The 23412-nt window shown below is 71.5% G+C and carries 23 protein-coding genes; 15 read left to right on the plus strand and 8 right to left on the minus strand.

Annotation, left to right across the window (positions count from 1 at the left end; all coding sequences use genetic code 11):
* Window positions 1-2: 2 nt before the first annotated feature.
* Together BS80_RS15975 and BS80_RS15980 are read left to right on the plus strand one after the other, a co-directional pair.
* Window positions 3-2312: an FdhF/YdeP family oxidoreductase gene (locus tag BS80_RS15975; RefSeq protein WP_035798037.1), complete on the plus strand. Its 2310-nt coding sequence runs from the start codon at window positions 3-5 to the stop codon at window positions 2310-2312.
* A 74-nt stretch (window positions 2313-2386) separates the two neighbouring features.
* On the plus strand, window positions 2387-3658 hold the full coding sequence (locus tag BS80_RS15980; RefSeq protein ID WP_051966669.1) for an ion channel protein: 1272 nt from the start codon (window positions 2387-2389) through the stop codon (window positions 3656-3658).
* A gap of 33 nt (window positions 3659-3691) precedes the next feature.
* Here the strand turns inward: BS80_RS15980 and BS80_RS15985 are convergent, their stop codons facing one another.
* Window positions 3692-5293, minus strand: a complete 1602-nt coding sequence (locus tag BS80_RS15985) for a C40 family peptidase (protein WP_051966670.1) — start codon at window positions 5291-5293, stop codon at window positions 3692-3694.
* A gap of 379 nt (window positions 5294-5672) precedes the next feature.
* On the opposite strand from BS80_RS15985, the gene BS80_RS15990 reads away from it, so the two are divergent.
* The 3 genes from BS80_RS15990 (at window position 5673) to BS80_RS16000 (ending at window position 8037) form a co-directional block, all read left to right on the plus strand.
* Window positions 5673-6851: an inorganic phosphate transporter gene (locus tag BS80_RS15990; protein ID WP_083974778.1), complete on the plus strand. Its 1179-nt coding sequence runs from the start codon at window positions 5673-5675 to the stop codon at window positions 6849-6851.
* 14 nt (window positions 6852-6865) lie between these two features.
* On the plus strand, window positions 6866-7093 hold the full coding sequence (locus BS80_RS15995; RefSeq protein ID WP_035798039.1) for a hypothetical protein: 228 nt from the start codon (window positions 6866-6868) through the stop codon (window positions 7091-7093).
* 221 nt (window positions 7094-7314) lie between these two features.
* Complete coding sequence (locus tag BS80_RS16000; RefSeq protein WP_198045540.1) at window positions 7315-8037, plus strand: SGNH/GDSL hydrolase family protein; 723 nt, start codon at window positions 7315-7317, stop codon at window positions 8035-8037.
* 4 nt (window positions 8038-8041) lie between these two features.
* Here BS80_RS16000 and BS80_RS16005 read toward each other — a convergent pair whose 3' ends face one another.
* The gene (locus BS80_RS16005; RefSeq protein ID WP_051966672.1) at window positions 8042-9655 is read right to left on the minus strand and encodes an MDR family MFS transporter; all 1614 of its coding nucleotides are present in this window, start codon (window positions 9653-9655) and stop codon (window positions 8042-8044) included.
* Between the two features lie 109 nt (window positions 9656-9764).
* A complete protein-coding gene (locus BS80_RS16010) occupies window positions 9765-10253 on the minus strand; it encodes a MarR family winged helix-turn-helix transcriptional regulator (protein ID WP_035798040.1) in 489 nt (162 codons plus the stop codon).
* A 203-nt stretch (window positions 10254-10456) separates the two neighbouring features.
* On the opposite strand from BS80_RS16010, the gene BS80_RS16015 reads away from it, so the two are divergent.
* From BS80_RS16015 to BS80_RS16025, 3 genes are all read left to right on the plus strand, one after another.
* The gene (locus BS80_RS16015; RefSeq protein ID WP_035798041.1) at window positions 10457-11503 is read left to right on the plus strand and encodes an ABC-2 transporter permease; all 1047 of its coding nucleotides are present in this window, start codon (window positions 10457-10459) and stop codon (window positions 11501-11503) included.
* Window positions 11504-11588: 85 nt separating this feature from the next.
* Entirely contained in the window at window positions 11589-11936 is a 348-nt protein-coding gene (locus BS80_RS16020; RefSeq protein ID WP_035798043.1) for a PadR family transcriptional regulator, read from the plus strand.
* A complete protein-coding gene (locus BS80_RS16025) occupies window positions 11933-12964 on the plus strand; it encodes a hypothetical protein (protein ID WP_035798045.1) in 1032 nt (343 codons plus the stop codon). Before BS80_RS16020 ends, BS80_RS16025 begins: the two co-directional genes overlap by 4 nt.
* A 44-nt stretch (window positions 12965-13008) precedes the next feature.
* Here the strand turns inward: BS80_RS16025 and BS80_RS16030 are convergent, their stop codons facing one another.
* From BS80_RS16030 to BS80_RS16040, 3 genes are all read right to left on the minus strand, one after another.
* Window positions 13009-13539: a GtrA family protein gene (locus tag BS80_RS16030; RefSeq protein ID WP_035798047.1), complete on the minus strand. Its 531-nt coding sequence runs from the start codon at window positions 13537-13539 to the stop codon at window positions 13009-13011.
* Between the two features lie 76 nt (window positions 13540-13615).
* Window positions 13616-15052 carry a hypothetical protein gene (locus tag BS80_RS16035; protein WP_035798049.1) on the minus strand — a complete coding sequence of 479 codons (1437 nt, stop codon included), beginning with the start codon at window positions 15050-15052 and terminating at the stop codon, window positions 13616-13618.
* Between the two features lie 518 nt (window positions 15053-15570).
* Window positions 15571-15804 (minus strand): undecaprenyl diphosphate synthase family protein, encoded by a 234-nt coding sequence (locus tag BS80_RS16040; protein ID WP_157536308.1) that lies wholly within the window; start codon window positions 15802-15804, stop codon window positions 15571-15573.
* Between the two features lie 125 nt (window positions 15805-15929).
* On the opposite strand from BS80_RS16040, the gene BS80_RS16045 reads away from it, so the two are divergent.
* The 3 genes from BS80_RS16045 to BS80_RS16055 are packed head-to-tail and all read left to right on the plus strand — an operon-like array spanning window position 15930 to window position 17210.
* Window positions 15930-16760 (plus strand): helix-turn-helix domain-containing protein, encoded by an 831-nt coding sequence (locus tag BS80_RS16045; RefSeq protein WP_035798053.1) that lies wholly within the window; start codon window positions 15930-15932, stop codon window positions 16758-16760.
* Window positions 16757-16981 (plus strand): DUF397 domain-containing protein, encoded by a 225-nt coding sequence (locus BS80_RS16050; protein ID WP_035798055.1) that lies wholly within the window; start codon window positions 16757-16759, stop codon window positions 16979-16981. The genes BS80_RS16045 and BS80_RS16050 overlap by 4 nt, the downstream gene beginning before the upstream one ends.
* 19 nt (window positions 16982-17000) lie before the next feature.
* The gene (locus BS80_RS16055; RefSeq protein ID WP_035798058.1) at window positions 17001-17210 is read left to right on the plus strand and encodes a DUF397 domain-containing protein; all 210 of its coding nucleotides are present in this window, start codon (window positions 17001-17003) and stop codon (window positions 17208-17210) included.
* Window positions 17211-17249: 39 nt separating this feature from the next.
* On the opposite strand, the gene BS80_RS16060 is transcribed toward BS80_RS16055, so the two are convergent.
* Complete coding sequence (locus BS80_RS16060) at window positions 17250-18233, minus strand: GlxA family transcriptional regulator (protein WP_035798061.1); 984 nt, start codon at window positions 18231-18233, stop codon at window positions 17250-17252.
* Window positions 18234-18362: 129 nt separating this feature from the next.
* Here BS80_RS16060 and BS80_RS16065 point away from each other — a divergent pair, with 129 nt between their 5' ends.
* From BS80_RS16065 to BS80_RS16075, 3 genes are all read left to right on the plus strand, one after another.
* A complete protein-coding gene (locus tag BS80_RS16065; RefSeq protein WP_035798065.1) occupies window positions 18363-18953 on the plus strand; it encodes a cysteine hydrolase family protein in 591 nt (196 codons plus the stop codon).
* Between the two features lie 163 nt (window positions 18954-19116).
* The gene (locus BS80_RS16070) at window positions 19117-20280 is read left to right on the plus strand and encodes a hypothetical protein (RefSeq protein ID WP_063771991.1); all 1164 of its coding nucleotides are present in this window, start codon (window positions 19117-19119) and stop codon (window positions 20278-20280) included.
* 159 nt (window positions 20281-20439) lie between these two features.
* Window positions 20440-21744, plus strand: a complete 1305-nt coding sequence (locus BS80_RS16075; protein ID WP_063771992.1) for an MFS transporter — start codon at window positions 20440-20442, stop codon at window positions 21742-21744.
* A 31-nt stretch (window positions 21745-21775) separates the two neighbouring features.
* Here BS80_RS16075 and BS80_RS16080 read toward each other — a convergent pair whose 3' ends face one another.
* Window positions 21776-22711, minus strand: coding sequence for an SDR family oxidoreductase (locus tag BS80_RS16080; protein ID WP_035798067.1), 936 nt, complete (start codon window positions 22709-22711; stop codon window positions 21776-21778).
* Between the two features lie 85 nt (window positions 22712-22796).
* Here BS80_RS16080 and BS80_RS16085 point away from each other — a divergent pair, with 85 nt between their 5' ends.
* The gene (locus tag BS80_RS16085; RefSeq protein WP_035798069.1) at window positions 22797-23372 is read left to right on the plus strand and encodes a TetR/AcrR family transcriptional regulator; all 576 of its coding nucleotides are present in this window, start codon (window positions 22797-22799) and stop codon (window positions 23370-23372) included.
* Window positions 23373-23412 lie beyond the last annotated feature (40 nt).

The following is a 23412-nucleotide window of genomic DNA, read 5'->3' on the forward strand; positions in this document are numbered from 1 at the left end:
TCATGGCCAAGCAGGCCCCGCAGAGCGACCCGGCACAGGACGCGCCGGTGGTCGGCACGCCGCACCACGCGGCGGCCGGCCTGCCGGCCGTCGGCCACAGCCTGCGGATGGCGGGCGAGCAGATGGGTGCGCGCCGGGCGGTCTCCACCCTGCTGAAGGTCAACCAGCACGGCGGCTTCGACTGCCCGGGCTGCGCCTGGCCCGAGCCGGACAAGCCGCACACCGCCGAGTTCTGCGAGAACGGCGCCAAGGCGGTCGCCGAGGAGGCCACCGAGCGCCGGATCACCGCGGACTTCTTCGCCGCGCACCCGGTGGCCGAGCTGGCCGAACGCTCGGGCTACTGGCTGGGCCAGCAGGGCCGGCTCACCGAACCGATGCTGCTGGACGAGGGCGCCGAGCACTACGTGCCGGTCTCCTGGGAGCGGGCCTTCGCGATCGTCGCCGAGGAGCTCCAGGCGCTGGAGACCCCCGACGGCGCGGCCTTCTACACCTCCGGCCGGACCAGCAACGAGGCCGCCTTCGCCTACCAGCTGTTCGCCCGCCGCCTGGGCACCAACAACCTGCCGGACTGCTCCAACATGTGCCACGAGTCCTCGGGTTCGGCGCTGGTGGAGACGCTGGGGGTGGGCAAGGGCAGCGTCAGCCTCAAGGACCTCTACCAGGCCGACCTGATCATCGTGGCCGGGCAGAACCCGGGCACCAACCACCCCCGGATGCTCTCCGCGCTGGAGCGCGCGAAGCGGGCCGGCGCCACCGTCGTCAGCGTCAACCCGCTGCCGGAGGCCGGTCTGGAGCGTTTCAAGAACCCGCAGAACGCCCGCGGCCTGGTCGGCCACGGCACCAAGCTGACCGACCTCTTCCTGCAGATCCGGCTCGGCGGCGACCTCGCGCTGTTCCGCGCGCTGAACCAGCTGCTGCTGGAGGCCGAGGAGCGCGAGGGCGGCGTGCTGGACCACGCGTTCATCGCCGAACACTGCCTGGGCTTCGAGGAGTGGGCCGACGACGCCAAGCGGACCGACCGCGACGAGGTGCTGGCCGCCACCGGCCTGCCGTTCGAGCAGATCGAGGAGCTGGCCCGGCTGGTGCTGGCCTCGAAGAAGGTCATCGTCTGCTGGGCGATGGGCCTGACCCAGCACAAGCACTCCGTGCCGACCATCCGCGAGGTGGTCAACTTCCTGCTGCTGCGCGGCAACGTGGGCCGCCCGGGCGCCGGCGTCTGCCCGGTGCGCGGGCACAGCAACGTCCAGGGCGACCGCACCATGGGCATCTTCGAGCGGCCCAGCACGGCCTTCCTGGACGCGCTGGAGAAGGAGTTCGACTTCGCGCCGCCGCGCCACCACGGCTACGACGCGGTGGACAGCATCCGGGCGATGCGCGACGGGCGGGTCAAGGTCTTCTTCGCGATGGGCGGCAACTTCGTCGCGGCCACCCCCGACACCCTGGTGACCGAGGCCGCGATGCGCCGATGCCGGCTCACCGTGCACGTCTCCACCAAGCTCAACCGCTCGCACGTGGTGACCGGCGCACGGGCGCTGATCCTGCCCACCCTGGGCCGCACCGACCGGGACAGCACGGCCGCCGGCGACCAGTTCGTCACGGTCGAGGACTCGATGGGCATCGTGCACTCCTCGCAGGGCCGGCTGCGCCCGCCCGCCCCGGGGGTGCTCTCCGAAGTGGCCATCGTCTGCCGGCTGGCGCGGGCCGCGCTGGGCCCGGCCGACGCGCTGCCGTGGGAGGAGTTCGCCGACTCCTACGACCTGATCCGCGACCGCATCGCGCGGGTGGTGCCGGGGTTCGACGACTTCAACGCCAAGGTCCGGGGGCCCGGCGGCTTCGCCCTGCCGCACGGCCCGCGCGACAGCCGGACCTTCCCGACCGCGACGGGCAAGGCCAACTTCACGGTCAACGCGCTGACCGCCCCCGAGGTCCCGGCCGGCCGCCTGCTGCTCCAGACGCTGCGCTCGCACGACCAGTACAACACCACCATCTACGGCCTGGACGACCGCTACCGCGGGATCACCGGTGGTCGCCGGGTGGTCCTGGTCAACCCGGACGACGCGGCCGGGCTGGGGCTGACCGAGGGCGGGTACGTCGACCTGGTGAGCGAGTGGCGGGACGGCGTGGAGCGGCGCGCGCCGCACTTCAAGGTGGTGCACTACCCCGTGGCCCGGGGCGGCGCGGCGGCCTACTACCCGGAGACCAACGTGCTGGTGCCGCTGGACTCGACGGCGGACATCAGCAACACCCCCACCTCCAAGGCCGTGGTGATCCGCTTCGAGCCGGACACCGGTCTCGCCGGGGCAAATGTCTGATTTGCCGTTAATCTGACACTCCGTGCTCTCGGCCCGCGCCCCTCGGTGCGCGAGGCCCACCCCCGGAGGTCCCGATGGCCGTTGCCGCCCACCCGGCCACGGACGTGAACCGCCCGCCGCAGACCCCGGCGTCGCGCCTGTTACCGCTGATCGTCCCGGCGATCCTGGTCGGGGTGGTGGCCGCCCTGGTACTGCTGGGGCTCAGCTATCTGGCCGGCCGGCTGGAGCACCTGCTCTGGCAGACCGTGCCCGCCCACTACGGCTTCGCGCAGTACGACCCCTGGTGGGTGATCACCGTCCTCACCGCGACCGGCCTGCTGGTCGGCCTGGTGGTGTGGCGGATTCCCGGCCACGCCGGGCCCGACCCCGCCACGGTCGGCCTGATCGACCCGCCACAGCCGCCGTACGTGCTGCCCAGCCTGGCGACGGCGGCGGTCCTGGCGCTGGCCGGCGGCGTGAGCCTGGGCCCGGAGAACCCGATCACGATGATCAACATCGCGCTGGCCTGCTGGCTCGGCCGACTCGTCCTGCCGCAGACGCCGAACGCCCTCTGGCTCGGCCTGGCGGGCGCCGCGACGGTCGGGGCGCTGTTCGGCACCCCGCTGGCGGCCGCCCTCATCCTCTCCGAGGTGCCCGGCCCCGGCGTGCTCTGGGACCGGCTCTTCGCCCCGCTGGTCGCCGCCACCTCCGCGGCGATGACCACGCTGCTGATCTCCGGCAACGCCTTCGTCATCTCGATGCCCCCCTACCCCGGCGCGCGGGCGGTCGACGTGCTCTGGGCGATGCTGACCGCCTCGGCCGGCGCGCTGCTCGGCCTGGCCGCGGTGTACGCCCTGCCGATCGTCCACCAGGCCTTCCACCAGCTGCGGAACCCGATGGTGATGCTGACCGCGGGCGGGCTGACGCTCGGCGTGGTCGGCGTGATCGGCGGGCAGCTGACGCTCTTCAAGGGCCTCGACCAGGTGAAGCAGCTGGCCACCACCAGCGCCGACTACGGCGCCTGGGGGCTGCTCGGCATGGCCCTGGTCAAGATGCTGGCGGTGCTGGTGGCCACCTGCTCCGGCTTCCGCGGCGGGCGGATCTTCCCGGCGGTCTTCGCCGGGGCGGCGCTCGGCTTCAGCCTGAGCACCTTCTTCACCGACATCCCGGCCGCGCTGGCGGTGGCCTGCACGATCCTGGGCGTGCTCTTCGCGATCACCCGGCAGGGCTGGATGAGCCTGTTCACGGCGGCGGTCATCGTGCAGGACGAGAAGCTGCTGCCGCTGCTCTGCGTCGCGGCGCTGCCCGCCTGGCTGATCGTCACCGGGCGGCCCCAGATGCTGATCACCCCGCGGCCGGCGGACTGAGCTCCGCCGGCCACAGGGTCTCTACGGGCTCTCTCAGCTGCGGCCGGGCGAGCCAGGCGCTGAGCTCTGCGGGACCGACGCGGCGGGCGAGGTGCCGGAGACCGAGGCGGACGGCGAGGTGCCGCCCGAGGGCGTCCCCGGCGCGGCGGCGGACGAGGACGGCGACGCGGGGGTGCTCGGCGCCGTCCCCGAACCGCTGCTGGACGGCGTGCCGGGAGCGCTGGGCGCGGTGGTGCCGGTGGGCGACCCGGACGCCGTGGAGGACGGCGATCCGCTGGACGTGGGCGAACCCGACGGCGAACCCGACGGCGTTCCCGACGGCGTTCCCGACGGCGGGGTGGTCGGCGCCGGCGGGGCCACCGGCAGCACCGGCAGCAGGCCGGACAGCGGCGGCACGGTCGGCAGGCCGGGGACCGTGGAGAGCGAAGGCGCGATCGGCGTCAGCGTCTGCGCGTTCTGCAGGACGTCCGGGACCTTCCAGCTGCCGCCCTGGTCGTCCGACGGCGAGGTCGGGTCCGGCCGCACCGCGCCGAGGATCGGGCTCGCCCCGATCGGCGAGACCCGCACGTTGGCGCCGGTGTGCGGCGCGACCACCACCAGACCGCCGCCGATGTAGAGCGCGACGTGCGAGGCGCCGGCGTAGTAGAGCACCAGGTCGCCGGGGCGCAGCTGGTTCAGCGGAATGTGCTGGAGGTCCGCCCACTGGTCCTCGCTGACCCGCGGGATCGGCACCCCGGCGTGCAGCCACGCCTGCGAGGTCAGGCCCGAGCAGTCGAAGGAGTCCGGACCGGCGGCGCCCCAGACATACGGCTTGCCGATCTGCGCCAGCGCGTACGCCACCGCCACCCGCCCGGCCGCCGACGGCGTCCGCTCGCCCTGGCCCAGTGCGCCGGAGGCGAGGAAGGCCAGCTGGGCCTGGTCGGCCTGGGTCTTCTCCAGCTGCTCCAGCTGGGCCTGCTGGGCGCCGGTGAGCCCGCTGACCAACTGCTCGACGGTGGCGAGCTGGCGGGCGATGTCGGCCCGGTTCTGGTCCTGCTGGGCGAGGAGCGTCTTGGAGTCGGTGAGCGCGGCCTGCGCCTGTGCCCTGAGCTGGTCGAGGTTGCCCTGCTCGGTCTTGAGCTGGGCCAGGAAGGCGGCGGTCGAGCGGCCCGCGGCGGCCAGCATCTCGCCGTCGTTGACGGCCTGGTACGGGTCCTTGGTGAGCAGCAGCTGCGCGTAGGCGTCGAGGTTGCCGTTGCGGTACTGCTCGGAGGCGAGCTGGGCGGCCATGTCGATGCCGTCGTCGACCACGTTCTGCTGCTGGGTGATCCTGCCGTTGACGGCGTCCAGGGCGCCCTGCTGGGTCGCGATCAGGCCGGCCGTGGCGTTGTACTGCTCGGTGGCCGCCTCGGCGTTCTGGTAGAGCAGGTGGATCTTGTCGAGCAGCGGGCCCAGGGTGGCCTCAGTGGCGGCCAGCGGGTCGCCGCCCGGCGTGGCCGGCGCACTGGCGGCGGACAGGGGTTCACCGGCCGCGTACGCCGACTGGGCGGCCATCGGCAGCGCCAGCGCGGCCATCGCGAGGATCGCCCCGCACTTCAGCGCGGCCCGCAGCCAGGGCTGGGTTCCGATCAACTGTTCGCGCCGCACGGCTCGCATCGGCCCCGCCTCCCCTTGGTCGCCCGACCGTTCGCCGTCGAGCCCGCCCCTGCCCCGTTGGTCACGGGTCACCGTCGATCCTGCCATGCCGACCTGCGAATCCGGCAGGCCGCGTCCCCTCCGGCTGATGAATTCTCAGCTGGGCCGGGCCAAGTGACCTTGATCTCACGTTTTTGGCCGGAATCCTGCCTATTGCCGCGTATGACCAGGTCACAGGGAGCGAATCAACCCTTTGGATGCCCGATATCCACAGCCAGGACATCATCAGAACCATGGCGACGGAGCCAGTTAACCTTCCGTTCACTCACCATCCCTACCGTCGCCGCTGAAGACAGCTGAAGACCCCGGCCAGTCCGACAACTACGACGATTGCTTGGTTATGGAACACATCACGTTCCTGGTGGCGGTTGTGATCATCACAGCGCTCGCCTTCGACTTCACCAACGGCTTCCACGACACCGCCAACGCGATGGCCACCTCCATCGCCACCGGCGCCCTGCGGCCCAAGGTCGCGGTCACCATCGCGGCGATCCTCAACTTCGCGGGAGCCTTCCTCTCGGTGAAGGTCGCCAGCACCATCTCGGGCGGCATCGTCAACGAGAAGGCGGGCATCCACCCCTCGGTGATCTTCGCCGCGCTGGCCGGTGCCATCCTCTGGAACCTGCTGACCTGGCTTCGCGGCCTCCCGTCCAGCTCCTCGCACGCGCTGTACGGCGGCCTGATCGGCGCCACCGTCGTCGGCGTCGGACTGGACGGCGTGAACTTCACCACCGTCGTCACCAAGATCGTGATCCCGGCCGTCGCCTCCCCGATCGTCGCCGGACTGGCCGCCTGGGGCGCCACCAAGGTGGCCTACCTGATCAGCCGCAAGGGCAACGAGAAGACCACCACCAAGGGCTTCAAGGCGGGCCAGATGTTCTCCGCCTCGCTGATCTCCCTCGCCCACGGCACCAACGACGCGCAGAAGACCATGGGCGTCATCACGCTGACCCTGGTCTCGGTCGGCGCGCTGCCCAAGCACGCGCTGCCCCCCACCTGGGTCATCGCCAGCGCGGGCCTGGCCATCGCGCTCGGCACCTACATGGGCGGCTGGCGGATCATCCGCAGCATGGGCAAGGGACTGGCCGACATCCAGGCCCCGCAGGGCTTCTCCTCGGAGACGGCGGCCACCGCGGTCATCCTGACCTCCACGCACATGGGCTACGGCCTCTCCACCACCCAGGTCTGCTCCGGCGGCATCATGGGCGCCGGGCTCGGCGGCCCGAAGGGCCAGGTCAACTGGAGCATGGCCCGCCGGATGGTCTACACCTGGGGCCTGACGCTGCCCGCCGCCGCCGTGGTGGCCGGTGCCGCCGCGTTCGTCACGGACCGCGGCACCTGGGGCGTCCTGCTGGTCGGCGCCGTCCTGGTGGCCGGCTCGGCCGGGATGTGGTGGCTCTCGCGCCGCCAGCCGGTCACCGCCGGCAACGTCAACGAGGTCACCCCGGTGGCCCTCGACGTGACCCCGGCCCCGGCCGCCGTCACCCCCACCACCGCCTCCACCACCGTCGCGGCCTGAGGAGACAGCACGACATGCACATCAACTGGAGCGCCCTGGCCGACACGGCCGCCGTCAGCTTCGGCATCACCGTCGCGGTGGTCGCCGCCTTCGCCCTCGGCGTCCTGAGCCTGTCCCGCCGCGAGGCCGCCACCACCGCCACCCCCGCGCGAGGCGGCGCCCTCCCGCTGGCCGGCGCCACCGTCTGCTTCGCCGCCTGCGCGGCGGCCGTGGCGTACGGGCTGACCCTGATCGCCTCGTAGCCCCGGCACCACAAACGATGGCCGCCCCCACGTACCGTGGGGGCGGCCATCGCGCGTCCGGGGCACGGATCCCCCCCCGGGGGGAAGCCTCCGGCCCGACTCGGGGCGGCTCCCCTCCCGGGCTACCGTGCGTCCGAGCGGCTGCCTGCCGAACAGGCGGACCTGGCCGCGCGGGGATGTCGAATCCGGACGTCGGGCCGGACCATGCCGACCATGACTGCATGAATCGACTTCTCCTCGCTGGCGTCGCGGCCGCTCTCACCGCATCCACCGCCGCGTTCAGCCTCACCGGTTCGGCCGTCGCCGAGCCCGCGGCACCGGTCATCCGGGTGATGCCGCTGGGTGACTCGATCACCGTCGGCCAAGGCAGCGTCAGCTGGAACGGGTATCGCGCGGACCTGCGCGACCTGGTGACCGGACAGACCTCCTACGGGGTCCGGTACGTGGGTGACCAGAACAGCGGGAGCATGAGCAACCCCCAGCACGAGGGACACGGCGGCTACACGATCGACGACGTCCGCCACGGGGTGGACGGCTGGCTCGCCGCCTCGCAACCGGACGTCGTGCTGCTCTACATCGGCACCAACGACCTGAACCAGCAGCAGGACACCGACCCGGACCACGCCGCCGACCGGCTGACGACCCTGGTGGACCGGATCTTCACCGACGCACCGGACGTCACCGTCGTCATGGAAGGCCTGATCACCACCACGGGCGGGATGCAGGAGCGCGTCCGGCAGTACAACAAGCGGTCCCGGGAACTGGCGGTCGTCGAGCAGGCGGCCGGTCGGCACCTGCTGTTCGCCGCGGGCGCCAAGCTCGACTCCGTCGACTTCGCCGACCGTGTCCACCCCACCGACACCGGCTACCAGAAGATGGCGGACTCGTTCTTCCCGCCGCTCCAGGAGGCACTCGACGAGGGCTGGGTGCACAGCTCCCGATGAGCGGTCAGGCGCCCCCGACCGCGTCGAGCTCGGGCAGCATGCCGGCCGGCTGCGGCTCGGGGGCGGTCCGGGTCGTGCGCAGCGGGACCTCGCGGATGGCGAGGACGGTCAGGAAGGCCAGCACGGCGAGCGGCGCCGCGACCAGGAAGACCGTGCCGACGCCGTGCCCGAAGGCGTCCGTGACCAGCGGGACCAGGGGTGCGGGCAGCTTGTGCAGGTCGGGGATCGCGCCGCCGCCCAGGGCCTGGCCGCCGGCCGCGGGGATGTGCGCGGCGGCCAGGTTCTGCGTCAGGTAGTGCGTCACCTTGGTGCCGAGCAGCGCGCCGAGCGCGGAGACGCCCATCGCGCCGCCCATCGTGCGGAAGAAGGTCACCAGCGAGCTGGCGGTGCCCAGTTCCTTGACCGGGACGGTGTTCTGCACGGCCAGCACCAGGTTCTGCATGGTCAGGCCGAGGCCGAGGCCGGCGGCGGCCATGTAGAGCGAGAGCTGCCAGTACGGGGTGTCGGCGCGGACGGTGCCCAGCAGGCCGAATCCGACCGCCAGCAGGAAGGTGCCGGCCACCAGGAAGCGCTTCCACTTGCCGTATTTGGTGATCAGGCGGCCGGCGACGGTGGAGGCGAGGGCGAGTCCGATGATCATCGGCAGCGTCATGATGCCCGCCATGGTGGGCGTCTTCTCCCGGGCCAGCTGGAAGTACTGGCCGAGGAAGGTGGTCGCGCCGTACATCCCGACGCCGACCAGGACGCTGGCCACGGCCGCCAGCGACACCGTCCGGTGGCGGAAGAGGTGCAGCGGGATGATCGGCTCGGCGGCCCGGCTCTCGGTCAGCACGGCCAGCGCGCCGAGCGCGAGCCCGCCGCCGACCATCGCGGCGGTCTGCCAGGAGATCCACGGGTAGTCGGTGCCGGCCAGGGTGACCCAGACCATCAACAGGCTGACGGCGGCGGCGATCAGGAGGGCGCCGAGGTAGTCGATCTTCGCCTTGCGCTTCACCACGGGCAGGTGCAGGGTCCGCTGCAGCACCACGATGGCGATCAGCGAGAACGGGATGCCCACGTAGAAGCACCAGCGCCAGCCCAGCCAGCCGGTGTCCACGATGACGCCGCCGATCAGCGGGCCGCCGATCGTGGCGAGTGCGAAGACCGCGCCGAAGTAGCCGCTGTAGCGGCCGCGTTCGCGCGGCGGCACCATCGACGCCAGGCAGATCTGGGCGAGTGAGACGACGCCGCCGGCACCGATGCCCTGCAGCACGCGGCAGCCGATCAGCTGGCCGGTGTTCTGCGAGAGGCCGGCCAGCGTCGAGGAGACGATGTAGATCACCAGGGCGATCTGCACCAGCAGCTTCTTGCTGACCAGGTCGGAGAGCTTGCCCCAGATCGGGGTGGAGGCGGTCAGCGAGAGCAGCGCGGCGGTGATCACCCAGGTGTACGCGGACTCGCCGCCGTGCAGATCGGTGAGGATCGTCGGCAGGGCGTTGGAGACGATGGTCGAGGAGAGCACGGCCACGAAGAGGCCCAGCAGCAGCCCGGACAGCGCCTCGAGGATCTCCCGGTGCGTCATCGGCGGGTCGGCGTCGGCGGCCCCGGGTGCGGCGCCGACCTGTGACGTGGTGGTCATGGAGATCCTTCCGGATTTTGTTGCCTAGGGCAACCATAAACCCGGATAGTTGACTTAGGCAACCTTCCTCGATGCGCGGCGATCCCGAGGCCGCGCCTCGCGCTGGCCCTCAGTCCTCCAGGATCGTCTTCTCCGCGATCTCGGCCACCTGCTCGTTGAACCGGGCCAGCAGGACGGCGAACTGGGCCAGATCGGACGGGTCCCAGCCCCCGAGCATCTCCCGGAAGGCCTTCAACCGGGCGTCGTGCGCCCGCCGGTAACGCCGGGCGCCGTCCTCGGTGAGCGAGACCAGCGACACCCGTCCGTCCAACGGGTCCGACTCGCGGGCCACCAGGCCGAGCTCCTCCAGCGTCTTGATCTGCCGGCTGACGGTGGCCTTGCCGACCCCGAAGTGCGCGCCCACGTCCGTCATCCGGACCTGCCCGGCCTCGTAGATGTGGCCGAGCACGCTGTAGGCCACCCCCTCCAGCCGCGGGTGCACCATCCGGGACATCTCGGCCGCCCGGGCCCGGCCGCGCCGGAACATCAGCGCCACTTCGCGCTCCACCGCCCGGAAGACGGCCTCGGCCGCCGGATCGCCGCCCAGGTCCTCGTTCACGTCAAACCGCCACTCGCCAGCCCGGCGCTGCTCGCCGACGCGCGATCAGTATCCAACAGCGGCCCGCCCGCAGGCGCCCGGACTCCGGGGCATGGGACGCCGGGGCATGGGACGGGCGCGGCGAGGGTAGAAGGACGCGAAAGTCGTTCATGATACGAATTATCCACTTCACACCTTTTTCCCCACGCTCGAAGGAGACGCCGATGCCGGACAAGGGATTCGCCGCCGAGCTCAAGGACGCCATCTCCGGCCGCGCCGCCCTGCTGGTGGTCGCGGTCCTGCTGCTCCAACTGGGCTTCATCGCCAGCTACGTGGGCGCCCTGCACCACCCGCAGCCGCACCGGCTCTCGATCGGCGTGGTCGCCCCGGCCCAGGTCAGCGACAAACTGGTGGCCGGGCTGAACGGCGTGCCGAACGAGGCGGTACGGGCCACCGCCGTGCCCGACCAGGCGACCGCCGAGGCCCGGATCAAGGATCAGAAGCTCTACGCCGCACTGCTGTTCAACCCGTCCGGCACCCAGGACACCCTGCTGGTCGCCAACGCGCGTGGCCCGGCCGCCGCGACCGCGGCCGAGACGATCGTGACGGCGGCCGAGCAGCAGCAGAACCGCACCGTCCAGGTGCAGGACGTGGTGCCGCTGGCGGACGGCGACGCCAAGGGGCTCTCCGCCTTCTACCTGGTGGTCGGCTGGTGCGTCGGCGGCTACCTGGTCGCCTCGATCCTCGGCATCAGCGCCGGGTCGCGCCCCGCCAACCGCAACCGCGCGGTGATCCGCACCGGCGTGCTGGCGCTCTACTCGATCGCGGCGGGCCTGGGCGGCACGCTGATCACCGGCCCGATCCTGAACGCCCTGCCCGGCAGCATCCTGGGGCTCTGGGGCGTGGGAGCGCTGGTGGTCTTCGCCGTCGGTGCCTTCACGATGGCCCTGGAGTGCCTCTTCGACGTGATCGGCATCGGGCTCGCCGTGCTGATCTTCGTGGTGCTCGGCAACCCCAGCGCGGGCGGCGTCTACCCGCCGCCGATCCTGCCGCCGTTCTGGCGGGCGATCGGCCCGTGGCTGCCGAACGGCGCGGGGACGAGCGCCGCCCGCTCGATCGCGTACTTCGACGGCACCAACCTCACCGGGCCGCTGCTGGTGCTGGTGGTCTGGGCGCTGCTGGGGCTGGCGGTGACGCTGGCGGCGGTCAGCGTCCGCCCGCGCGGCGGCCGGATGATGGCCGCCGACCCGCAGGCCGACGAAGCGGCGTAGTCCCCGACGAGCTGCCGCCGCTCGCCCTCCGGCGTGCGGCGGCAGCTCTGGACGACATATGCCGATGAGCGATATATATATCCCCATGACAGAACGCTCCATGCAGGAGCCCACGTTGCTTCTGCTCACCGCACTGGCCGATGCCCCCAGGCACGGCTACGCCCTGATCCAGGAGATCGCCGTGATCTCGGACGGCCGGGTCAAGATGCGCACCGGCACGCTCTACAGCGCGCTGGACCGGCTGCTCCAGCAGGGGCTGATCCGGGTCGAGCGGGACGAGGTGATCGACGGCCGCGCCCGCCGGACGTACGCACTCGCCGACGCCGGGCGGGCCACCCTGGCCGCCGAGGCCGACCGGCTGCGCGCGGTGGTGGCCGAGGCCGACCGTCGTCTGCGCACCACCCGTCCGACGGCCAGGGGGGCCCTCGCATGAACACTGACACCACCAGCACCACGTCGCGGGGACTGCGGCTGGCTCTGCGGCTCTACCCCGCCGCCTACCGCGCCGAGTGCGGCGAGGAGATCACCGCCGTCCACGCGGACGCCACCACCGGCGCAGGCCGGCTGGCCACCGCCCGCGAGACCGCCGGCGTCGCCGCGTACGGCCTGCGGGTCCGCACCGGCCTCACCGCGAGCGGCACCGCCGGACGCCTGCTCGCCACCACCGCACCCCTGGCCGCCGCCATGGCACTCGGCCAGCAACTGCCCGTCCTGCAACACCTCTCGGACAGCTGGCAGACGGCCGGAGCCACGATCGACTCGCCCATCGACAGCCACGCCCAGGTGATCGCCAACGCCGTCCCGGGCGTGCTCTGGCTGCTGGTCGTGGGGGCCGCGTTGCTCCGCAGGTGGACCACCGCCCGGATCCTGGGTGCCCTGGCCGGAGTGGCCGTCATCGCCCCGTGGCTCGTCAGCTACCACCTGCAGACGACATGGGCGCCGGGCATGCCGCCGGACTACGTATCCCTGGTCGCGTCGGCCGGCTCGGGCGTGCTGTGGGCCGTGATGGTCTTCGCCGCACCCGGCGACCTGCTCGACAGTACGGTCGGCCGCCGACCGCGGGCCGCCGTCCTGCCCGTCGTGCTGCTGGCTGCGAGCATCGCGGTCGACGGTCCCCTGCACCTCTACGGGCGGATCTTCGGTGACACGCAACAGACCGACCAGGGGGTGGGCGCGGCCTACCTGCTGCTGGGCCTGCTCGCGCTCGCCTTCCTCCGCCGGGGCCGGCTGCTGCCTGCCGCGGCCGGACTGATCCTCCTCCCGCTGGGCCTGACCGACATCGTGCTCTTCAACCCGGTCTTCTACTGGAACGGAGGTGTCAGCGGGTACTGGCAGGGCGAGGTCGGCCTCCTCGTCTCCTACCTCGTCGGCGCTGTCCTGCTGGTCCTGGCGATGGCGGGCGCCGTGCGCTTCCTGGGCCGCACGCCCTCACCCGAGGGCTCACAGCTCGGCGCCGAGTAGTTCACCCGGCCGGCCGTCCTGCGGCGCGAACCAGCCGGTTGGCCTCAGCCGACCGGCGTGGCCGGCTCGGTGGCTGACTCCTCCGCCTCCGGGCCGGTTCCCGGCTGGGTGAAGACCCACTTCTTCATCGCCCAGTAGCGGAAGCCCATCGCGAGCAGGGTGCCCAGGATCATGCCGCTGACGAAGTCGGCGACCTCCTGCGAGAAGTGGCTGACATCCGGCTGCCGCAGGTCGAAGAGGTAGCGACTGGCCAGCAGCGGAAGGTCGTTGACCGCGATCGCGACGGCGCTCACCACGACGAACGGGATCGCCTCCTTGTGGCTCCCCTCCGAGCGGAACGACCACTGCCGGTTGAGCAGGTAGGACAGCACCGTGGCGATCACGGTCGCGATCGTCAGCGCGACCACCGGCTTGGACTCGCAGACGGTGAATCTGAGCGCGTAGTTGATCGCCACGGTCAGCACGAAGCACGTGCCACCGACCAGCAGGAACTTCACCAGGCTGCGATGCTGCACCACGATCGGGCGCAGTCGCGTCGGCACCTTGGCCAGCGCGATCTGTGTAAGCGACGGCATTCGCGCAGTGTCGCACGGTTCGCCGGGGCGCCGCGGCCCGACTCCCCGGCAAGCCGCGCTCCCCCACCGGCCCGCGTCAGCCGTTGCTGATCCGCAGCACCCCCGTGGTCGTGCCCTGGTAGACGACCCCGCCCGGGGCGATGGTGCCGACCATCTGGAGGGTGTCGTAGAGGAACCCGGCGCCGAGGAACTTGGTGCGCACCACCGTGCCGGTGTCCGGGTCGATCTCGGCGTAGGAATACGGGTCGAGGAGCGAGGTCCAGTCGGTGCCGGGGATCACCGGGTTGCGGATCACGGTGTGGATCAGGTGATCGCCGAGCGACAGCCGCGGGACGGCCGCCGAGCGGACGGTGGTGTCCCACTTGAGGTCGCAGCCCGACCCGTCCGGACGGACGTCCACCCGGCTGAGCCCGCCCCGGAAGGCGGACGAGGAGGGTGTGCTCGGGCCCGCACCGGCCGGCAGCTTGGGGTACGGGTAGCCGTAGGTACTCGCCACAAAGACCGAATTCCCCTGCCCGATCGGCGAGTTCTCACTACCACTGCCACCTGCCAGCAGCACCGGCACCGAGCAGACCTGCGCGCCGGTGTCGGCCCGGTAGACCAGCAGGTGCTCGGTCGGCGCGGCGTTGTCGACGACGGTGGCGTACTCGGTGCCGGTGCCCGGGCCGAAGAACGTCGGGGTCGAGCCGGTGCCCCAGCTGAGCTGGCCGGGCTTGCGGCCCGGGCCGCGGTCGTACGCCTGGCGCCAGGCGATCCGCGGGGTGCCGTCCGCGGCGGCGGTCAGCAGGTAGGTCGCGGCGGTGGTGGCGACCAGGGTGCCGGCGGGGGCGGTGGAGATGCTGTTGGCGACCTGCTCGCCGGCCGGCAGTGCGAGCGTACGGACGGCGCCGCCGGGGGTGCGGTCGTCGGCGGTACCGACCAGGCCGCCGGCGGTGGCGAACCAGACCCGGCCCTGCCAGTCCGGGGAGATCCCGACCACCGAGTCGCCCGCCGGGATCGCGCCGGCCAGCGGGAACGAGCTGTCGACGGACAGCTGCCAGGAGCCGTCGGCCGAGCGCCGATGCCCGATCCGCAGCAGGTTGTCGTTGCCGTCCACCACCACCAGGCGGTCCCGGTTGTCCAGGTAGGCGTAGACGCCGCCGAGCAACGAGCCCTTGGCGATCGCCAGTTCGGCGATCGAGTCACCGGTCGCGGGGTCCAGCAGGTGGACGGTCGGGGTGAGCCCGAAGATCGTGGTGCAGAGCGCGACCGGATAGCCGTCAGAGCCGTCCAGCACCGTCGGGCAGGCCGAGGCCAGGGCAGCCCGGTTTGAGGTCAGCGGCCCGGCGCCCGGACCGGGCAGCGCGGTGGCGTCCGAGGACTCGGTGTCCCCGTGCATGGTCGCCGTACCGGCCGGGCCCGCGTACGGGTTGGCCGGCGGCAGCGCCTCCGCGTGGGCGGGGGAGGCGAGTGAGAGGGCAAGCAAGGCCGCTGCGGACACGGCGGCAGCGCGGGAGGGCAGCGCGAAGCGCATGGAGGGGTCCTGTCGGGATGAGGGCGTGCGGGCGTGAGGGCATGCAGCGGTGCACTCCCGCCCGACAGGACGAGCTCAGCCCCGGCGAGAGCCACCGGGCGGGGCCACCGCGCTCAGAACGCGCGGAGACGACAGATCGCGGAACACGCGTACGCCAGGTCGACGTGAAGTCGACGGCTCAGCCACGTGTGCGATGTCATGCCGCCATGCTCCCTCGCTGACGGGGCGTCTCACAACACTGTCTCAGCATCAGGACGGACCGCGTCCGGCGGCTCACACCTCCGGCACCGGCAACGCGGCCAGATGCCCGACAGCTCGATGCCCGCCCCCGGAAAGGGCGAGACCTCGTGCCGCGACAGCTCGATCCGGCCACCACCACCGGTGATCCGGTAGGTCCGGATGGTCATCGCGCTGCGCCGGGAGCCGCTCACCTGTCCAACTCCCCTCGCACAGCGGACAGTCCGGCCATCCCAGCGGACAGGCTCCACTGCGGGGAAACAGCGCCCGGAGCATCTTCCTCATTGGTCGGCATACCCAAGTCCCTTACGGAGAGTCTCGATCAGCATTTCGATCGCATCCACCCGGGCAGCCCCGAGCTCGATCAGCACGATGCCCGTCACCGGCGCCCGCCAGTTCACGGTGGCTGAGGGAAACACGATCCCCGCCTCCCCGAGCAGGGCAATCAAGCGATCGAGCGCGTCCTGGGCGGCTCGACGCTTCTCGCGCATCTGCCGTTCGAGCATGGAAGTCATCTGCACTCCGTCCCTCGGGGATCCCGACGATCCTCACTGACTGTGCGTCAAGAGTCGCGCTCCGGAGTTACGATCGGAAGCAGTTCGCCTCTCCAGCCACGTCCCGAGAAAATTGGGAGTCCGATATGGCAAGGCCCGCAGGCAAGTTGACCCCCGACCGCTCCGCGCGCCACATGTTCGGCGCCAAGGTGCGGCTCTTCCGCGAGCGGGAGGACATGACGCTGGAGCAGCTGGCCGGCATCGTGAAGTACAGCCGGAGCCACATCGCGCGCATCGAGGTCGCGGAGACCATCCCCCCGCCCGACCTGCCGGCCTGCCTGGACGCGATGTTCGGGACGGACGGGATCTTCAGCACCCTCTACGAGCTGGCGAAGCACGAGATCCACCCGGACCAGTACCGCCGCCGGATGGAGTTGGAGGCGAGAGCCCGGGTGATCGACGAGTATGCGGGGCAGTTGGTGCCGGGGCTGGTGCAGACCGAGGACTACGCCCGCGCGCTGTTCCGGGTGAGCAATCCGGAAGCGTCCCCGGCCCAAATCGAGGAGATGGTGACCGCGCGCCTGATGCGGCAGGCCCTGCTGCGCGCCGACCCGCCGCCCTACCTCTCGATGATCCTCGACGAGGCGGTGATCCGGCGGCCCGTCGGCGGCCCGATCGTCATGCGAGCCCAACTCGCCTCGCTGGCAGCACTCGTGGACACGCCGACCACGCTCCTCCAGATCCTGCCGTTCGAGCACGGTGGACATGCCTTGATGGGTGGCGCACTGACCCTGACGACCCTGGCCGACCGATCCTGCATCGCCTATGAGGAGGGCATCGATTCGGGCACCCTCTTCGAGGAACCCGAGCGGGCCAGCAAGCGTCGGCGGGAATACGATCGGCTCAGGGCCTACGCCCTGACGCCGAGCAGATCGGCGGACCTGATTCACGACGTCATGGAGGCTCTGCCCAAATGAGCACAAACGCCAGTCTGCCCCGTGTGGCGTGGATCAAGTCCAGCTACAGCAACGGTGGTGGCGGCAACTGCATCGAGTGGGCGCCGGCGGACACCCCGCTCACCGGCATCGTCCCTGTCCGCGACAGCAAGGACCCCAGCGGACCCACCCTCGCCTTCCCCGCCACCTCCTTCGCCGCCTTCGTCTCAGCCGTCAAGGCGGGAGAATTCGGCACCCTCTGACCAGACGGAGGCCCTCCCCATGCGCACCACGCCTGACTGGATCAAGTCCAGCTACAGCAACACCAACGGCGGCAACTGCATCGAATGGGCGCCCCAGGTCACCCAGGCCACCGGCATCGTCCCGGTCCGCGACAGCAAGGACCCCGACGGCCCGACCCTCGCCTTCCCCGCCACCGCCTTCACGGCCTTCGTCTCAGCCGTCAAAGCGGGAGAATTCGGCGCCCCCTGACGCAGGGCCCGGCGGCTCAACCGCCGGGCCCTCGGCGCGTCACTGCTGGAGGCGCCTGCGGTATTCCGTGGGAGTGATGTCGAGTTGGCGGCGGAAGGCCCGGATCAGGGTGTCGACGGTGTTGAAACCGCAGGTGGTCGCCACCCGTTCCAGGGTCTCGTCGCCGCTCTCCAGGCGTTGCCGGGCGGCTTCCACCCGGGCGGCCTCCACGTAGGCGGCGGGGGTGGTGCCCAGTTCGGTCTTGAAGATCCGGGTCAGCTGCCGTTCGCTGACGTTGGCGTGCTGGGCGAGGTCCGCGACAGTGAGCGGGGCGGCGATGTTCGCCACGATGTGGTGGCGCAGCCCCTCCATCCGGCGGGTGGCCGAGACGGGTTCCAGCGAGACGCTGAACTGGCTCTGTCCGCTGGTCCGCTTGAGGTACATCACCAACTGCCGTGCCACCCGGAGGGCGACGGCTTCGCCGTAGTCCTCCGAGACCAGCGCCAGCGACAGGTCGAGGCAGGCGGTGATGCCCGCGCCCGTCCACACGTCGCCCTGCCGGATGAAGATCGGGTCGGGGTCCACCTCCACGGCGGGGAACTCGGCGGCGAGCTGGCCCGCGGTGGACCAGTGGGTGGTGGCGCGCTTCCCGTCCAGGAGTCCGGCCGCGGCGAGCAGGTGCGCGCCGACGCAGACGGATGCGACGCGTGCGGAGCACGCCGCCAGGACCCGCGTCCACGCCACCACCTCACTGTCGGTGACCGCCTGGACGTGGCCGGAGGAGTCCGTGGTGACGGAACCCGGCACGATCAGGGTGTCGATCCAGCCATTCGCCAGCTGATCAAACGTCACATCCGGCACAACTCGCACGCCGGCCGCCGTGGTGACCGGCTCCAGCGTCCGCGCGGCGAGCACGACCTGCTGGTCGGCGGCCCGGGGCTCCTCCCTGCGCAGGAGGGAGAAGACTTCCGGCGGCCCGGTGACGTCCAGCAGGTCAACGCCGGTGAACATCATGATGGCGATCAACTTTCCATTGTGTTGCATGAGTTGCCCCCCAGGTCGACCGCAGCCGCGATGTCGGTTTCTGCAAGTCGAACGGCATTGCTGTCAACAATTTGTTGATCGTAGCGTGGAGCACACCACACCGAACCCACGAATTGAAAAGGTGCCCTCGTGCCGACGACCACGCTGCGTGAACTCAACAGCTTCGACCAGACCCCGGCGCAACTGGCGGACGCCGTACTGATCCTGATCGACTACCAGAACACCTACACCCAGGGCGTGATGGAGCTCGACGGCTGGCAGGAGGCCCTGGACGCCGCCGCCGAGCTGCTGGGCCGCGCCCGTGCCGCCGGCGCGAAGGTCGTCCACGTCATCAACGACGGCGGCGAGGGCACCCCGTACGACATCCGCGCGGAGATCGGCCAGATCCACCCGAAGGTCGCCGCCGTCGGCGACGAGGCCGTGGTCGTCAAGGGCAAGCCGAACGCCTTCCTCGACACCAACCTCGGCGAGCTGGTGGACGCCGCGGGCAAGAGCAAGCTGATCATCGCCGGGTTCATGACCCACATGTGCGTCGCGTTCACCGCGCAGGGCGCCTTCCTGCGCGGCAACCACGCCACCGTCGTGGCCGACGCCTCCGCCACCCGCCCGCTGCAGACCGCCGCCGGCGAGGTCACCGCCGAGGAGCTGCACCAGGGCGCACTCGCCACCATCGACGACCTGTACGGCGTCGTCGTGGCCAAGGGTTCGCAGCTCTCCTGACGCGACCCGCACACCCCGGGGCACACCTGCCGCCGCACGGCGGTGGGTGCTGCCCCGGACCGCTGCCGCACCGCACCGCCCCACATTGCACCGCACCCGCACCAAACCGCAGGGACACGGTCACACTCGGTGCGTGTCCCTTCACCGAGGGGAAACAGAGAACGTGCCCACCCGCAGAACCGTCCTGAGCGGAGCCGCCGCCATCGGCGCCACCGCCGCATTCACCGGCCTCAGCACCAGCAACGCCTCAGCCGACGGAACCACCGGCAACGTCACCCAGCAGCAGGCTCGGGACAACATCCTCGCCGTGGACACCGGAATGCGTAACAACTACGACGCCCTCCGCGCCAATGTGATCAACCAGCTGGACCCGGTCATCGTCGTCAACAACGACCTCGTGGGCGGAACCTACTACCTGATCAGCAAGGGCAAGGTGATCGAGCAGATCCAGCCCGTCGACCCGGTGTTCGCGCTGGCCAAGTCGATAGCCCACACGCCGCTGGGGATCTTCTCCATCTGCGCGCCGTCGCTGGACCCGAACCACATCCTGCCCGCCCAGGCCAAGTACATCGACCCGCACGACCTCCGGACGGTCGCGTTCAACGGGCCGGCGAACACCAACTGGACCACCGCGCTCCAGACCTTCTCCAACACCCTGGACACCGCCCGCCAGACGCTGGAGAGCGCGAACCTGCCGAGCAACTCGAACGGCAGCCTGCACGACTCCTGCGCCTACATCCTCGACCGGGCGCACGACTTCATCGCCACCACGATTCGCAACCGCGAGTTCGACATGCAGTCGTTCGAGGCCTTCACCACCGACGTCTACCCGAGCATCCGGACCAACATGTACTGGTCGTCGCGGGTGCAGATCGACGGCGTCAGCGCCCTGATGACCCGTTGGCGCAAGCAGCTCGGGCCCGCGTGGTCGGGGCTCTACGTGGTGGTGCTGTCCATCTGGACCACCTATGTGCAGAACCAGAACAGCGTCATCCTGAAGAACTTCATGGACCAGCGCCAGCAGCCGACGCACCTCATCGACCTGATGACCGCGCAGACGCCCACCGACCCGGTCTTCGTCGCCCTCGACAACCTCGCCCGGATCGTGCAGGACAACATCGCCGCCGAGATGGTCTTCGCCTCGGACCAGCCCACCGCCGACGCCCTCAAGGGCCAGCCCGACCTGCTGTCCACGGAGATCCTCCAGCTCCTCGGCACCGGCACCGCCGCAGGCAGCACCGCCGCCCCGGCCGCCGCCCTCACCAAGGGCCAGCTGACGCAGATCGCCTGCCCGTTCCACAACCGGGCCTCCACGCTGCGCGCCTGATCCAGCCACGCCCCCCACGCACAACGCCTGCGCCCTCGCCTCACCCGAGGGCGCAGCACCCGCACCACCACGGCTTCCTCCCGGTCAGCGGCCCCCACCGCCCGTCCGGCGGGAAGCCGTCGCCTTTTCCACACCACCTGTCCTGGGGGGAAACGAACAATGAATCGAAGACTCGGCCTGCGCCACCCCGGCACGTCCGTCTGGTACCTGATCGGCCTGGCGCTTCTCGCCGCCAACCTCCGCGCCGCCATCACCGGGATGTCGCCCCTGCTCACGCAGTTGCAGGCCGTGCTGCACCTCAGCGGCCTGGAAACCAGCACCCTGGCCACCCTGCCCGTGCTGTGCCTGGGGACCTTCGCCGCCACCGCCCCCGCGCTCGCCCGCCGCTTCGGCGCGGAGGCCACCGTGACCTTCGCCTTAGTGCTCACCGCCGTGGGCACGGTGCTGCGCGTCGCACCCGGTTCGGGGGTGCTGGGGCTCTTCGCCGGCACCGTCACGGCCGGGTCCGGCATCGCGATCGGCGGCGCGCTGATGCCCGCGGTGATCAAGCACCACTTTCCCGACCGGGTCGGCACCCTGACCGGCATCACCATGACGCTGATGGCGTGCAGCGGGGCGGCCGCTGCCGCGGCCGCCGTTCCGCTGGACGACCTGGCCGGGTGGCGTACCGCGGTGGCCGTGTGGGCGCTGCCCGCCCTCGCGGCAGCCGTGGCCTGGAGTCCGCTGGCGGCGCGTTCGCGTCCCACCGGCCCACGTCGGGCCCTCCCGCAGGCGCGGGAGGGGACGCTGCGGGGCTCGGGCCTCGCGTGGGCGGTGTCGGCGTTCCTGGGCGTGGTGTCGCTGATGTTCTACGTCCTGGTGGCCTGGCTGCCGCAGATCATGACCCAGCGCGGCTACACGGCCGCCGAGGCCGGGGCGATGGTCTCGCTGATGCTCGCCACCGGCATCCCCTTCGGGTTCCTCACCCCGTACCTCGCCGCGCGGCTGGACGACCAGCGGCCGCTCGTCGTGGTGATCGTCGCGGTCAAGGTCGTCGGCCTGGGGGGAATCCTGCTGCTGCCCGGCTACGCCTGGGTCTGGACCGCCGTGCTCGGCGTCGCCACCGGCAGCGCCTTCCCCCTCGCCATGACCCTGCTCAGCCTGCGCTCCCCCACGCCGGAGGTCACCGCCCGCCTGTCCGGCATGGCGCAGACCAGTGGCTACCTGCTCGCCGGGACCGGGCCGCTGGCCTTCGGGGTCCTGCGGGCCGCCACCGGTGGCTGGGCGGTGCCGCTGACGGCCCTGGGCTGCCTGATGGTGCCCGAGGTCCTGTGCGGACTGCGGGCCGCCCGGCCCGGCCACGTCCGGCCGCGCCTCGCCGGACGCGGCGCGGGCGTGGGCGCCGGTCATCCGGTCAGCAGCCTCCCGCAGTCCGACCTCGGCCTGCTGCTCACGGCGGAGAGCGCCACGCAGCCGACCCGTTGACCGCTGCCGGGCCTGACCGCCCGCGCCCTCATCAGCCGCGCGGGGTACGGAAGTAGTGCCCGAGTTCGAGGTCGGCGAGCAGGCCGGGGCGGGTCGGCTCCCAGCCCACCAGCCCACGGGTCAGCTCACTCGACACCGGGCAGTCGGCGCCGATGATCCCCGCCATCCAGCCGAAGTGGGCGTCCGCGTCCTCGGCGGGGATCTCGGCCACCGGAAGCCCGAGGTGACGCCCGATCACCTCCGCGACGGCGCGGATCGGCACACCCTCGTCCGCGACCCCGTGGAGCGTCGAGCCGGCCGGGGCCTTCTCCAGGGCCAGCCGGAACAGCCGTGCGGCGTCGGCCTGGTGGACGGCGGGCCAGCGGTTGGAACCGTCGCCGAGGTAGCCGGAGACGCCCTTCTCGCGGGCGATGCCGATCATCATGGGGATGAAGGCCTGGTCGCCGTCGCCGTACACGGTCGGGCTGAGCCGGACCACGGACGAGCGGACGCCGCGCGAGGCGAGAGCAAGCGTCGCCTGGCCGTTGGCCATCCGCGCCTCCACGCCGTGCATCAACTGCGGCGCGTCCGGGTCGAATGCGTATCCGTCCGTTTCGGTCGCCGCCCGCCCCTGCGGGAGTCCGAACACCCCGGAGGCGATGACGAACGGCCGGTCGGAGTCCGCGAGCGCCTCGCCGAACGTCTCGATGGCACGGCGGTCCGCGGCTGCGGCGGCCGGGAAGTCCCCGCCGAAGGCCAGGTCGTGCTTGAAGGCGAGGTGGATCACGCCGTCCGACGCGGCCGCCGCGGCGCGCAGCACGTCGAGGTCGTCCAGGCTGCCGCGCACCACCTCGGCGCCGGCCGCGGTGAGCGCCTCGGCGGCCGCGTCCGATCGCGCGAGCCCGACGACCTGATGACCGGCGTCGATGAGCTCGGGGACGACGGCCGAGCCGATCCAGCCGGACGCACCGGTAACGAAAACACGCATGGCAAACCTCCAGGACGAGTGATGTCAGTTCCTGTCATCACCCTACGCCTGATGACACCCACTGTCATCACATAGAATTCGAGCCATGGGTAGATGGGAGCCGAACGCGCGCGGCCGCCTGGCAGAGGCGGCACTGGAGCTCTACGTCGAACGGGGGTACGAGGAGACCACCGTCGCGGAGATCGCCAAGCGGGCCGGGCTCACCGAGCGGACGTTCTTCCGGCACTTCGCGCACAAGCGCGAGGTGCTGTTCGCGGGCGTGGGCGAGCTGCACGACACCCTCACGGCGGCCGTCGTGGCCGCCCCCGCCGACGCGCCGCCGATCGACGCGGTCGCGGCGGCCCTCGACGCGGCCGCCGGCATGTTCGACGGCCACCACGAGCGGGCCCGGCAGCGCCAGGCCGTCATCACCGCCAACCCCGAGCTCCAGGAACGCGAGCTGATGAAGCTCGCCTCACTCGCCGCGGCACTCGCCGAGGCACTGCGGCAGCGCGGGGTCGCGGAACCGGCCGCGAGTCTGGCCGCCGAGGCGGGAATCGCCGTCTTCAAGGTCACCTTCGAGCGCTGGATCAACCAGCCCGACCGGGGCGAGCTCCGGGACATCGCGCACTTCTCCCGGGAGTCGCTCGACGCGCTCAAAGCCGTGACCGCAGGCTGCTGAGGGCGAGCGCGCTCTCGCGCCCGCCCTCAGCAGCCGGTCG

The sequence above is a fragment of the Kitasatospora mediocidica KCTC 9733 genome (assembly GCF_000744225.1).
Lineage (GTDB): Bacteria > Actinomycetota > Actinomycetes > Streptomycetales > Streptomycetaceae > Kitasatospora > Kitasatospora mediocidica.